Source organism: Deinococcus rhizophilus (assembly GCF_030271215.1).
GTDB lineage: Bacteria > Deinococcota > Deinococci > Deinococcales > Deinococcaceae > Deinococcus > Deinococcus rhizophilus.
Genome location: NZ_JASNGB010000091.1, coordinates 1 through 12,061, shown reverse-complemented (window position 1 = coordinate 12,061; position 12,061 = coordinate 1). Strand labels below are relative to the sequence as shown.

13 protein-coding genes are annotated in these 12,061 nt (G+C 72.0%); 5 read left to right on the top strand and 8 right to left on the bottom strand.

Annotated elements, in window-relative coordinates; all coding sequences use genetic code 11:
• Window positions 1–603: MFS transporter (locus QOL99_RS10445; protein WP_285523654.1), on the bottom strand; the 603-nt coding region annotated here is incomplete at its 3' end.
• A 181-nt stretch (window positions 604–784) separates the two neighbouring features.
• On the opposite strand from QOL99_RS10445, the gene sufU reads away from it, so the two are divergent.
• Window positions 785–1,258, top strand: coding sequence for a Fe-S cluster assembly sulfur transfer protein SufU (gene sufU, locus QOL99_RS10440; RefSeq protein WP_285523653.1), 474 nt, complete (start codon window positions 785–787; stop codon window positions 1,256–1,258).
• 371 nt (window positions 1,259–1,629) lie between these two features.
• Complete coding sequence (locus QOL99_RS10435; protein ID WP_285523651.1) at window positions 1,630–2,781, top strand: META domain-containing protein; 1,152 nt, start codon at window positions 1,630–1,632, stop codon at window positions 2,779–2,781.
• Window positions 2,782–3,088: 307 nt separating this feature from the next.
• On the opposite strand, the gene QOL99_RS10430 is transcribed toward QOL99_RS10435, so the two are convergent.
• The 7 genes from QOL99_RS10430 to rfbF form a co-directional block, all read right to left on the bottom strand.
• Window positions 3,089–3,883, bottom strand: a complete 795-nt coding sequence (locus tag QOL99_RS10430; protein WP_285523650.1) for a hypothetical protein — start codon at window positions 3,881–3,883, stop codon at window positions 3,089–3,091.
• 104 nt (window positions 3,884–3,987) lie between these two features.
• The gene (locus tag QOL99_RS10425; protein ID WP_285523649.1) at window positions 3,988–5,292 is read right to left on the bottom strand and encodes an NAD(P)H-dependent oxidoreductase; all 1,305 of its coding nucleotides are present in this window, start codon (window positions 5,290–5,292) and stop codon (window positions 3,988–3,990) included.
• Entirely contained in the window at window positions 5,289–5,585 is a 297-nt protein-coding gene (gene rfbC / locus QOL99_RS10420; RefSeq protein WP_285523648.1) for a dTDP-4-dehydrorhamnose 3,5-epimerase, read from the bottom strand. Before rfbC ends, QOL99_RS10425 begins: the two co-directional genes overlap by 4 nt.
• Entirely contained in the window at window positions 5,582–5,929 is a 348-nt protein-coding gene (locus QOL99_RS10415) for a dTDP-4-dehydrorhamnose 3,5-epimerase family protein (RefSeq protein ID WP_285523647.1), read from the bottom strand. Before QOL99_RS10415 ends, rfbC begins: the two co-directional genes overlap by 4 nt.
• On the bottom strand, window positions 5,926–7,005 hold the full coding sequence (locus QOL99_RS10410; RefSeq protein ID WP_285523646.1) for an NAD-dependent epimerase/dehydratase family protein: 1,080 nt from the start codon (window positions 7,003–7,005) through the stop codon (window positions 5,926–5,928). The genes QOL99_RS10415 and QOL99_RS10410 overlap by 4 nt, the downstream gene beginning before the upstream one ends.
• A complete protein-coding gene (gene lhgO / locus QOL99_RS10405) occupies window positions 7,002–8,237 on the bottom strand; it encodes an L-2-hydroxyglutarate oxidase (RefSeq protein ID WP_285523655.1) in 1,236 nt (411 codons plus the stop codon). The genes QOL99_RS10410 and lhgO overlap by 4 nt, the downstream gene beginning before the upstream one ends.
• A gap of 5 nt (window positions 8,238–8,242) precedes the next feature.
• Window positions 8,243–9,013, bottom strand: a complete 771-nt coding sequence (gene rfbF, locus QOL99_RS10400; protein ID WP_285523644.1) for a glucose-1-phosphate cytidylyltransferase — start codon at window positions 9,011–9,013, stop codon at window positions 8,243–8,245.
• Window positions 9,014–9,177: 164 nt separating this feature from the next.
• On the opposite strand from rfbF, the gene QOL99_RS10395 reads away from it, so the two are divergent.
• The 3 genes from QOL99_RS10395 to QOL99_RS10385 form a co-directional block, all read left to right on the top strand.
• Window positions 9,178–9,390 (top strand): heparinase II/III family protein, encoded by a 213-nt coding sequence (locus tag QOL99_RS10395; protein WP_285523642.1) that lies wholly within the window; start codon window positions 9,178–9,180, stop codon window positions 9,388–9,390.
• 26 nt (window positions 9,391–9,416) lie between these two features.
• Complete coding sequence (locus tag QOL99_RS10390) at window positions 9,417–10,832, top strand: heparinase II/III family protein (protein ID WP_285523639.1); 1,416 nt, start codon at window positions 9,417–9,419, stop codon at window positions 10,830–10,832.
• A partial coding sequence (locus tag QOL99_RS10385) for a glycosyltransferase family 4 protein (RefSeq protein ID WP_285523638.1) occupies window positions 10,829–12,061 on the top strand: 1,233 nt, incomplete at its 3' end. The genes QOL99_RS10390 and QOL99_RS10385, both read left to right, overlap by 4 nt.

The window sequence follows — 12,061 nt, the reverse complement described above, 5'->3', positions numbered from 1 at the left end:
GGGCGCGGCGGCCTCGCCTCCCGGCGCCGCATGCCCGGCCCAGCGCCGCCGGGTCAGGAAAAAGGTCAGCGCCAGCCCGAGCTGGGCGCACCCCACGATCACGTAGCTCCAGCGCCAGACATTCCCCGACCCCAGCACCGCCGTCACGATCAGCGGCCCCAGGGTGGTGCCCAGTCCGAAAAAAGCGTGCAGCCAGTTCAGGGTGCGGGCGCTGAAATGTCTCGCGCCGTAGGCGTTGAGCCCCGCGTCCACCGCGCCCCCGCCCAGCCCCGCCACGAAGCCGAACGCCAGCAGCAGCGGCCACCCCGGCGTGAGGGCAAAGCCCAGCAGCGCGGCGGCAGCGGCCAGCGTCGAGAGTGCGAGCACCGTCCCGATGGGCATGACCCGCAGCAGGCGACCGCTCAGAAAACTGGAGGTGAGGTACCCCGCCGTCTGCACCGCCGCGAGCAGCCCCAGCGCGTCCAGCGGTACCCCGAACGTCCCGCGCATGGAGGGCCACGACACGCCCAGCAGCCCGTCGGGCAGCCCCAGGCTGACAAAGGCGAGAAAGGCCAGCAGCGCGAGCAGCGGGCGGCGGGACGGGGCGGCGGCGGGCAGGGTCATCGCGCCGCATTACAGCAGAGGCGCGGGGTCCGGCACTCCCTCCGGATACCTGCCCGGATGACGGCGTGCGGTCGGGGGTCCGGGCGTGCAGGCCGCCCCTTCAGTGGAGTCGCCCGGACCCCCGCCCCAGCTCTGGTGGGGGAGAGGCCGGGCGGGTTAGCCTGGGGCCCCGGAGGCTGAGATGAACAGGGCTGAAGAACTGTACCGAGCGGTGATTCTCGATCACTCGTGCCGCCCCCGTCACCACGGCACGCTGGCCGCCCCGACCGTGACCCAGGCGGGCCTGAACGCCTCGTGCGGGGACCGCCTGTCCCTGCAACTGCGGATCGAGGGCGGCGTGATCGCGGACGTGGCCTTCACCGGCTCGGGCTGCGCCGTGTCCCAGGGCACCGCCTCGCTGATGACCGTGGCGCTCCGGGGCCGCCGGGTGGAAGGCGGCCTCGCCCTCGCCGGGGCGTTCGGGGCCATGCTGCGCGGCGCCGACCCCGACCCGGCCCTGGGCGACCTCGTGGCCCTTCAGGGCGTGGCGCGGCTGCACGCCCGGACCCGGTGTGCCCTGCTGCCCTGGGACACCTTCCGGGCCGCGGTGGAGCAGGTCGGGGAGGAGCACGGGGAGCGCCCCTGCCCGGACCCGGGCCCAGCGGCAACCTCCTGAGAGTCTGTCTGCCAGGTCGGTCCAGCCTCCTCATCTGGCCGGAGAACACGAGGTCTTTGCTCCGCAGCTCCGCGAGTTCCGAGTTCCCCGTTGCGGGCGACCCGCATGGGCTGCTTGTAGCGGTTGGGACGGGCACAGCCCTGCAGGAGAGGGGGGGCCGCAGACGGCCTCCGGGCGCACTCCGCCGACTCTGAGAACCCTTCTCAACCACGCGCCGGGTGGGGCGCGGGCCGCTGGGTCCGGCTGGGCGGCTGGCCGCTCTGGGCGCCCCCTCCCGCCTCCCCTGGGTCCGGGAGGCGGGAGGGGCCTGGGCCAACGCCGCGTCAGGCGACCCTCAGCCTGCTGTCAGGCCCGCGCCTTACAACGGGGGAATGTGGACCCTTGCAGCCCTGACCACCCTGACGACCCTTGCCCTTGCGGGAGCCCACCAGTCCGCCTCTGCCCAGTCTGCCGCCGCCCAGCCCGCTGCTGCACAGGCCCCGGCCCTGAGCGGCATCACCTGGACCCTGGTCCTGACCCAGCAGGACGGGCGCACGTTCGCCCCGGTGGGCGCCGGGCGGCCCACCCTGCGCCTCGACGGGCGCACCGCGAGCGGCTCGGCCGGATGCAACACCTACCGGGGGGCCTACGCGAGCCGGGCGGACGTGCTGCGCTTCGGGCCGCTGGCGACCACCCGCCGGGCCTGCGCCGCTGCCGTGGGCGCGGGAGAGACGCGCTTTCTGAACCTGATGGGGCAGGTGACGGGCTACCAGCTCAGCGGCCAGACCCTGACCCTCTTCGCCGGGCCGCGTGACCGCCTGACCTTCCGCGCGGGCGGCGCGGCCACCACCCCACCGGAGGCCACCGTGTCCCTGAACGGCAGCTGGCAGCTTGCGGGCGGCACCGCCCTGCGTCCCCTGGCAGAGAATGTCCCCTCCCTGACCTTCGCCGGGAATCAGGTCAGCGGCTCGGCGGGCTGCAACCGCCTGACCGGAAGCGTGCAGGCGCAGGCGGGCCGGGTCACCTTCGGCCCGCTCGCGACCACCCGGAGGGCCTGTGCGCCTGCGGTCAACGCCCAGGAATCGGCCTTCCTGCGCTTCCTGGGTGAATCCAGCCTGCGGGCCAGCGTGCAGGGCCAGACCCTCACGCTGACGGCTGCCAGTGGCCGGACGCTGGTCTTCCGCCGTGTGGGGAGCGGCCCGGCAAATGCAGCCCCGACCCCGGCCACCCTGCTGGGACAGGCCTACACCCTCGCGGCGGTGGGGGGCCGCCCGGTGGCCGCGTCCCAGCCCGTCACCCTGGCATTCGGGGAGGGTCGCCTGGGCGGCAGCGACGGCTGCAACCAGTACGGGGCGCCCTACCGGCTGGAAGGCGCGACCCTGGTCCTGACGGGCGAGCCGGTCAGCACCCTGCGGGCCTGCCCCGGGCCGTCCGCGCCTGTCAACCTGCCCGCGCTGCTGGCCTCCCGGCCCACGCTGACGGTCACGGCGACGGGGCTGACCCTGCGGGCGGGGGAGACCACCCTGACCTTCACCCGCAACTGAGCCGGGTCGCGGGCCGTCTCCGGCCAGATTCCGCCGCACCGGGAGAGCCAGCGGTCCGCGTCCAGCAGCGCAGTTGTCCGCTGTCGTCGGGAAAGTTCTTTTCGTAAAGAACGCTCGCTGTAGCTCGGTGGGCCGCCCGCACTGGGCCACAGCTGAGAGCGGCGAGTGGACTGCCCACCGTGACCAGGGTGGGGGAGACGGGTCGACCGCGCTCTCCCTCCTCGACCCGTTGCCGCAGGGTGGGCGGGTGCCCCGTGCCAGGACGTCACATTCCCCCGCCCGTCCGGCCCAGCTGGGCACGGCCGGGTCAGGCGCGCGGAGCCTCCGTGTTGAGGCCGACCTGGACCCGCAGGCCGGGCAGATACTCCCGGATGTAGGCGAACAGCGTGGCGATCAGCAGGATGACCCCGAACATCTCCAGGGATTCCTTGACGGTGATCAGCCCTTCCATCAGGAAGGTGTGCCGTCCGTACAGGGTCTTGACATACCCCTCGATCAGCTCGAAACCGAACGCACCCCCCACGTAGAGAACGCCCGCCAGCAGCATTCCGGCACGGGTCCGTGCGGGCAGGTGGCGCAGGAAGCGCAGGCAGGCCAGCAGGACCAGAATGGTCAGGGCGCCGTAAGGCACCACCCAGGCGTAATGCAGCACGCCGTCGGTCTTGATCACCTTCTGCACAGGAACGATCAGGCGCTCGTGAAGGCCGGCGGCCTCGTCCAGCGCGAGAACACCGAAGAGGAAGGCCAGGCCGGTCCAGACCCGGCGCTGGGAGTCCTGGAGTGCCCACTTGATGCGGGCGATGGTCCCCAGCAGGGCCGCCGCGCCCAGCAGCAGCAGCGCGGAGAAGGTCGCCGGGAGGTTGGTCTCGCCGCCCAGATAGGTCAGCGAGGCGAGCAGGTCCCGTCCGAAGAAGTCCGGCAGAAACCGCGTGCTGAATTCACCCAGAAACCCCACCACGATCAGCACTGCCGCAGTGCCCAGCAGCGTCCGGACCAACCGCCGTCCGTTCAGCTGCAGCGTCAGCTGCTGGTCCGGAGTGGGCAGCGGGTGCGAACGGGAAGCAGCTGTGATCAGACCTTCAGCCTGCGGTGTGGATTGCATGGCCGTTCCTCCTCTGAGGTGCTGAGAACAGGGGCGGGCGACCTGACGCCGTCGGTGAAAGCAGCTGGGGGCAGCCGGGGGGCAGTGGCGCGGGTCAGCCGGGCTCAGCGTAGGGCGGGCGCGGGGGCGAAGAGGCGGTCTTGCTCGGCCCGCAGGCGCACGGCGAGGCGGCCCCCCGGCAACTCCACGTCGTCGTAGGTCAGCACCGCGTCCCTGGGCACCGCCCGGCGCAGGCGGCAGCCCTCGGCCAGCCCCATCGGGAGCAGCCGCTCCGCCGCCACCACGTCCGCGTTCTCGCACTGGCCGTAGGTCAGGTAGCCGCCCAGCCCGTCGATCGTCTCCCCGGCCGTCAGGTCGCGCTTGGCGGTGGCGACCACGTCCACGACCGGGCCGCCCAGCGGCTGCAGCACCGCGTCCCCGAACAGCACCGCGCGGGCGACCGAGAGCGGCACCTCGAAGTGACACAGGTGGTACGGCGTGTAGAAGCTGTACAGCGGCCCCTCCCCCAGCTTGTAGAGGTTGAGGTAGTGCCGCTGCCGGGGGTCGTCGTGGGTGGCGTACACGAAGACGCCGGGGCCGGGCTGGGCGCCCACCACGTAGTCCACGATCCCTCCCAGGCGGCGCAGTTCGTCGGCGTCGTAGAGGTGGCGCAATTCGTCCACGTGCCCGCTGAACTCCAGGCCGCGCATGCCGCGCTGGGCCACCCGCATCCCGGTGCCGTTGGCGACGATGGCCTGCTCGAAGGAGATCTTGGTGCCGTCCGCGAAGCTGGTGACCATGTGGGGGTTCTGGCCCCAGCGCTCGGCGAAGGCCCGCTGGGTGGTCGGCGTGCGGTAGGGGTCCTGCAACCCCTTGATGTTGCCGCACAGCAGCGGCGTCAGGCCCAGGCTGCGGACATAGCGGTAGAGGTTCATCTCCACGCCGGGCTGGTCCCCGTCGGCGGCGGTCAGGATCACGCCCGCCCGGTCGGCCATCTGCCTCAGAAGTGGCCCCACCGTCGCGTCGAGTTCCGCGTTCATGGTGACCATGTGCTTGCCGTGGGCGATGGCCTCGACGGTGACCCCCGCGCCGAATTCCACGTCCCCGGTCACCTCGATCAGGCAGTCGATCCCGGCGGCGCGGCACAGCAGCAGCGCGTCCTCGGTGATCGCCGGGCGGCCAGTGTGGATGGCATCCTCCAGGGCGGCCAGGGTGGTCACCTCGCGCACCTCCTCCACCCCGGCCTCCCCATAGGCGCGGCGGGCGTTCTCCAGGGTGCGGTTGGCGACCGCCACCAGCCGCATCCCCGGCACCGAGTTCACGATCTGGTTGGCGACCCCCCGGCCCATGAAGCCCGCGCCGATCATGCCGACCCGGATGGGGTTGCCCTCCTCCTCCCGCGCCCGCAGGGCCCGGTCCACGATGATCATGTCAGGACCTCCTCGGTCGTCAGCAGCGGCCAGCCCGCGTCTTTCCCCGAGATCACGCTCACCGGCAGCGGCCAGCTGATGCCCAGACGGGGGTCATCGTGGCGCAGGCCGCCCTCGGCGCCGGGGGTGTAGAACTCGCCCACCTGGTAGGTCACCTCGGCCCCGTCGGTCAGCGTCTGGTAGCCGTGCGCGAACAGTTCGGGCACGTACAGGGCGCGGCGGTTGTCCTCCGAGAGTTCCACCGCGACGTGCCCCAGGTAGGTGGGCGAGCCCGGCCGCAGGTCCACGATCACGTCGACGATGGCCCCCCNCGGCGGTTGTCCTCCGAGAGTTCCACCGCGACGTGCCCCAGGTAGGTGGGCGAGCCCGGCCGCAGGTCCACGATCACGTCGACGATGGCCCCCCGGGTGCAGCGCACCAGCTTGGTCTCGGCGGCGGGCGGGCGCTGGAAGTGCAGCCCGCGCAGGGTCCCGGCCCGGTGGTTGAAGCTGAGGTTGGTCTGCGCCACCTCCACCTTCAGGCCGTGCGCGGCGAACTCGTGCTGGCAGAAGGTCCGGGCGAACAGGCCGCGCTCGTCCCCCCGGGGCTCGGGGTCGATGATGAAGGCGCCGCTCAGCCTCGTCTCGGTGAAGATCATGTCAGGCTCCCCTCGCGGGCGACCTGACCCTGCGGCGCGGGCGCGGCGAAGGGGTCGGTCCAGAAGAAGTCGTGGTCGATCTGCCCGGTGGCGAGCAGGTACTCCAGTTGCTTGAGCCGGGTGTAGCCGCGCGACTCGAACTCCTCGCGCGTCAGCCCGATGCGGGCGAACAGGGCCGCGAGCTGCGCCGCTCCCCGCGCCGCGTCCCACTCGCAGCGGAAGCCGGGCAGCTCCTGGGCGATCTTCTCGAAGGACACCCGGTAGCTGCGGTTGTCCCCGCCGCTGTCCCCGAAGCTCAGCCCGCAGCCCGGAAAGGCCGCCGCCACGACCTCCGCGATGTCGCGTACCCGGTAGTTCTGCTCGGTGCTGCCCACGTTGAAGGTCTGGTTGTGGATGGCCTCCTGGGGGGCCTCCAGCGTGCAGAGGATCGCCCGCGCGATGTCGTTGGCATGCACCAGCGGGCGCCAGGGGGTGCCGTCGGAGGTCATGCGGATCTCCCCGGTGGTCCAGGCCAGCCCCGCGAGGTTGTTCAGCACGATGTCGAAGCGCATCCGGGGGGACGCCCCGAAAGCGGTCGCGTTGCGCAGGAAGGTGGGCGAGAACGAGTCGTCCGCCATCGCCCGCAGGTCGCGCTCGACGAGCACCTTGCACTCCGCGTAGGCGGTCTGCGGGTTGACCGGCGAGGTCTCGTCCACGTGGTCCGCCGAGGCCACCCCGTACACGCTGCATGAGGACATGTACACGAAGCGCCGCACCCCCGCCTCCCTGGCAAGCCGCGCCAGCCGCACCGAGCCTTTGTGGTTGATCTCGTAGGTGATGGTGGGCAGCAGTTGCCCCAGCGGATCGTTGGACAGCTCCGCGAGGTGAACGACGGCGTCCACCCCCGCGAAGTCGTCCGGCGTCATCTGCCGGATGTCCTTGAACCCGGTCGGCGCGGTGCGGTCGGTGCCGTGGTACAGCCAGCCGCCCCGGAAGTAGCCGGTATCGACGGCCATGACCTCCAGGCCCGCTCGCAGGGCAGCGGGGGCGACGATGGAGCCCAGGTAGCCCTCGGTGCCGGTCATCAGAACCTTCATGCGGACACTCCTTGACGGTGGGGGGCGATCAGGACGGGCCGGGACGCGGCCGGGACCCGCGCGGCGACGGCCCGCCCGATCTCCAGGCTGGAGGTGGCCGCCGGGGAGGGGGCGTTGCAGACGTGCAGGGCGTTCGGGCCGTCCACCAGCAGAAAGTCGTCCACCAGCCGCCCGTCGGGGGTCAGGGCCTGCGCCCGCACCCCGGCCGCGCAGGGCACCAGGTCCTCCGCCCGCACCTCCGGAATCAGGCGCTGGAGGCTGCGGACAAACAGGGGCCTGGACCACGACCGCAGCATCTCCTGAGCGCCCTCGCGCAGGTGGCGCCGGGCCAGCGCCCGGAAGCCGGGGTCGGCCAGCACCTCGCGCAGGTCGCGCAGGTTCACGTCGGACTTGCGGTAGCCCTCGCGCCGCAAGGCCAGCACCGCGTTCGGCCCCGCGTGGACCGAGCCGTCGATCATGCGGGTGAAATGCACCCCCAGGAAGGGGAAGTCGGGGTTGGGCACCGGGTAGATCAGGCCGCGCACCAGATGCCGCCGGTCTTCCCGCAGCTCGTAGTACTCGCCCCGGAAGGGCACGATGCGGCTCTGCGGATCGGTGCCCGCCAGCCGCGCCACCCGGTCGCTGTGCAGCCCCGCGCAGTTCACCAGCACCCGCGCCGCGAAGTCCCCGGCGGTCGTGCCGATGTCGTAGCCCTGCGCGGTGGGCCGCAAGCGCGTGACCCGCGTCCCGAAGCGCACGTCGGTGCCGCGCGAGCGGGCCAGCATGGTCAGCACCGCGCTGACGTGGCGGTAGTTCACGATCCCGGTGGAGGGCACCCGCAGCCCCGCCAGCGCCTGCACGTGGGGTTCGTACTCGCGGACCTCCTCGCCGGAGAGCCGCTGCACCCTCAGGCCGTTCTGAAGCCCGCGCCCGTGCAGGCGCTCCAGCAGGGGCAGCTCAGCGGGCTCGGTCGCCACGATCACCTTGCCGCACTGCTCGTACCGGACACCGTGTTCCTGGCAAAACTGAATCATGGACCGCACGCCCGCCGCGCACAGCCTCGCCTTCAGGCTTCCGGGGGCGTAGTAGATGCCCGAATGGATCACGCCGGAGTTGCGCCCGGTCTGGTGCCGCGCGGGGCCGTCCTCCTTTTCCAGCAGCAGGATGGCCGCCCCCGGATGCCGCTCCGAGAGCGCGTGCGCGGTCGCCAGCCCCACGATGCCGCCGCCGACGACCGCGTAGTCGTAGCGCATGGGGCTCACCACACCTTCCAGGGGGCCTGGTGCCCGCGCCACATCTCCTCCAGCACGTGCTTGTCGCGCAGGGTGTCCATCGGCTGCCAGAAGCCGCCGTGGCGGTAGGCCGAGAGCTGCCCGTCGCGCGCGAGGTGGCGCAGCGGCTCGGCCTCCCAGGTCGTGTCGTCCCCCCCGATGTAGTCCAGCACCCCCGGCTCCAGCACGAAAAAGCCCCCGTTGATCCAGGCGCCGTCCCCGTTGGGCTTTTCCTGAAAACTGCGCACCCCGTAGCCCTCCTCCAGCGCCACCGCCCCGAACCGTCCGGGGGGCTGCACCACCGTCATGGTCGCCAGCCGCCCGTCGCGGCGGTGCAGGTCGATGGCCGCGCCAATGTCCACGTTGCCCACCCCGTCCCCGTAGGTCAGGCAGAAGGTGCCCCCCTCCAGATACCGCGCGGCACGTTTGAGCCGCCCGCCCGTCATGGTCTCCTCGCCGGTGTCGACCAGGGTCACGCACCAGGGCTCGGCGTGCGCACAGTGGATGCTGGTCGTGTTCGTCCGCAGGTCGAAGGTCACGTCCGACATGTGCAGGTAGTAGTTGGAGAAGTACTCCTTGATCATGTACTGCTTGTAGCCGCACAGCACCACGAAATCGGTGATCCCGTGGGCGGCGTAGATCTTCATGATGTGCCACAGGATCGGCCGCCCGCCGATCTCGATCATCGGTTTGGGGCGAACGGTGCTTTCCTCGCTGATGCGCGTGCCTAAGCCTCCGGCGAATATGACTGCCTTCATAGGGAGCACCTCACGGGACGGGAGGGCGGAGCCGGGAGCCGGGAATGGGCATGACCCTAATGTACTGGGCCGCCGCCGGAGGAGACAGAAGAAGTGCGGGCCCGGCAGGGCTGAGCAACCGTCATGCAGGGGATACCGGGGGGTGACCGCTGTGCTCGACCGGCGTGCGCAGCGACCCCGGCGCCTTCGGACCGGACATGGACTACCGCGACGCCGCACTGGTCGGGGACTACAAGTACATCTGGGAAAAGAGCCGCCACCACCACACCACCGTGCTCGCGCTGGCCTACGCCCTGACCGGCGAGGACCGCTACGCCCGCGCCGCCGCCCGCCAGATCACCCACTGGATAGGGTACAACCCCCCCTGCGCGGCCTGAACTGGACGAGTGGGCTGGAACTGGGCGTGCGCCTGATCTCGTGGGCATGGTGCTTCCACCTGCTGCGCGGTCACTCCGTCTGGGAGGAGGTGTTCGGGCCGGAGTCCGCCTTCTGGGGGGCGGTGTACGGGCACCAGACCTTCCTGTCCCGCTACGCCTCGCTGGGCTCGTCGGCGAACAACCACCGGCTGGGCGAACTCGCCGGGCAGTACGTGGCGAGCGTGACCTTGCCGCTGTTCCCGGAATCGGAAGGCTGGCGCCGGGAGGCCCGGACCGCGCTGGAGCGGGAAGCGGCGCTGCAATTCTTCGACAGCGGCGTGAACCGGGAGATGGGCTTCGACTACCACCTGTTCGCCACCGAGCTGCTGCTGCTGCCCGCCCTGCTGGGGGCCGGGCACGGGGACCCCTTCCCGGACGCGTACCACGGACGGCTCAGATCGGCGATCGAGGCGCTGGCCCTGCTGCTGGACGCCGGGGGGAACCGCCCGCGCTACGGCGACAGCGACGAGGGCCTGGCCGTGCAGCTTCAGGCCCGCTCTGCCCGGCGCGAGGACTGGCTGCTGCGGGTGGGGCGCACCTTCCTGGGCGCCGCCGTGCCGGGGCCGCAGGGGGGGCGGCTGATGGCCCACCTGCTCGTGCCGCCTGAGGCACCGCACCACACCCCGACGCCCCGCCGGGAGGAGGGCAGTTTCGCCTTCACCGACGCCGGGCTGTACTCGCTGGCCCACCGGCGCGGCACGCCGGAGGAGGTGCTGGTCCTGGCCGACGCCGGGCCGCTGGGCTACCTCTCGCTGGCCGGGCACGGCCACGCCGACGCGCTCGCCTTCACCCTGAGCGTGGGGGGGCAGCCCGTGCTGGTCGATCCGGGCACCTACCTCTACCTCGTCGACCCGGCCTGGCGGGGGCATTTCCGCTCGACCGCCGCGCACAACACGCTGGAACTCGGCGGGCAGGACCAGTCGGTGCAGGCGGGGGGCTTCCTGTGGTCCCACAAAGCCCGCACCCAGGTCCACGCCTGGGAGCCCCGCGCGGACGGCGGGCGGCTGGTCGCCTCGCACGACGGGTACCTGCGGCTGCCGGGCCGGGTCACGCACCGCCGCACCTTCGAGCTGCGTGGGCGGAGGCTCGACCTGACCGACGTGTTGGAGGGCGGGGGAGAGCACGGGGCGAATCTGCACTTCCACTTCCACCCCCACTGCGAACTGCGCGAGGAATCGGCCCACGTCTGGCGGGCCGGGTGGCCCGGCGGCGCCCTGCGCCTGACCTTCGACCCCCGCTGCACCCCGCACCTTGGGCGGGGGCACCTGGGCCGGGGGGAGGAGGACCCGCCGCTGGGCTGGTACTCGCCCCTCTATGGGGTCAGGGTGCCCAGCCCGTCGCTGCGGGCGGGCGTCCTGGCCCCCCTGCCGCTGACCCTGCGCACCACCCTGGAGGTTCTATGAACGCACCTGTCGCCCCCGGTCAGCGGGTGCTGATCGTCGTGGAAAATCTGCCGGTGCCGGTCGACCGCCGGGTCTGGATGGAGGCGACCACCCTCCAGCAAGCGGGCTATCAGGTCTCGGTGATCTGTCCGGCGGGCCGGGGGCACGAGGCGGCCTATGAGGTGCGCGACGGCGTCGCCATCTACCGCCACCCCCTCCCGCCCGAGGGGGAAGGCCGCCTGACCTTCGTGCGCGAGTACCTCGCCGCGCTGCGCCACGAGACGCGGCTGGCGTGGCGGGTGCGCCGGGAGCGCGGCTTCGACGTCGTGCACGTCTGCAACCCGCCCGACCTGCTCTTTCTGGTGGCGCTGCCCTTCAAGCTGCTCTGCGGCGCCCGGCTGATCTTCGACCAGCACGACGCCACCCCCGAGATGTACGAGGCCAAGTTCGGGCGCCGCGACCTTCCCTACCACGCGGTGCGGCTGGCCGAGCGCCTGACCTACGCGCTCTCGGACGTGGTGATCGCCACCAACGAGTCGGTGCGGGGCCTGGCGTTGCGGCGCGGGCGCAAGCGGCCGGAGGACGTGTTCGTGGTCCGCAGCGGCCCGCGCCTGGACCAGTTCGCGCCCACGCCCGGCGGTGAACGCTACCGCGCGGGCGCCCGCTACCTGGTGGGCTACGTGGGGGTGCTGGGGTCGCAAGACGGCCTCGACCACCTGCTGGGCATCATGGGGCGGGTGGTGGCGCGGGGCCGCACCGACATCCGCTTCATGATCATCGGCGGCGGCCCCAGCGAGGGAGCGCTGCGGGCGGGCTGCTGGGCACTGGGGCTGGACCCCTACGTGGAGTTCACCGGGATGCTGACCGACCAGCAGGAGCTGATCGAACGTTTGAGTGAGTGCGACCTGTGTGTGGCGCCCGATCCCAGGACGCCCTACAGCGACGTCTGCACCATGAACAAGGTGCTGGAGTACATGGCGCTGGGCAAGGCCACCGTGCAGTTCGACCTGCGCGAGGGCCGCGCTTCCGCCGGGGAGGCTGCCGTCTACGCCCGCCCGGAACGAGGAGGAGTTCGTGACTCACCTGCTGACCCTGCTGGCCGATCCCGCCCGCCGCGCCGAGATGGGGCGGGTGGGTCAGGAGCGGATGCGCCGCGCCCTCGCCTGGGACCACCAGGCCCCCCGGCTGCTCGAGGCCTACGCCCACGCCCTGCGCGGCTCGCCCGCCCCGGCGCCCGCCTCTCCCCCGGC

Excerpts from the sequence above, each read along its gene's own strand:
- QOL99_RS10425 (WP_285523649.1), bottom strand. The coding sequence starts at position 5,292 with ATGATCATCGTGGACCGGGCCCTGCGGGCGCGGGAGGAGGAGGGCAAC.
- rfbF (WP_285523644.1), bottom strand. The coding sequence starts at position 9,013 with ATGAAGGCAGTCATATTCGCCGGAGGCTTAGGCACGCGCATCAGCGAG.
- QOL99_RS10430 (WP_285523650.1), bottom strand. The coding sequence starts at position 3,883 with ATGCAATCCACACCGCAGGCTGAAGGTCTGATCACAGCTGCTTCCCGT.
- sufU (WP_285523653.1), top strand. The coding sequence starts at position 785 with ATGAACAGGGCTGAAGAACTGTACCGAGCGGTGATTCTCGATCACTCG.
- QOL99_RS10410 (WP_285523646.1), bottom strand. The coding sequence starts at position 7,005 with ATGAAGGTTCTGATGACCGGCACCGAGGGCTACCTGGGCTCCATCGTC.
- QOL99_RS10435 (WP_285523651.1), top strand. The coding sequence starts at position 1,630 with ATGTGGACCCTTGCAGCCCTGACCACCCTGACGACCCTTGCCCTTGCG.
- lhgO (WP_285523655.1), bottom strand. The coding sequence starts at position 8,237 with ATGCGCTACGACTACGCGGTCGTCGGCGGCGGCATCGTGGGGCTGGCG.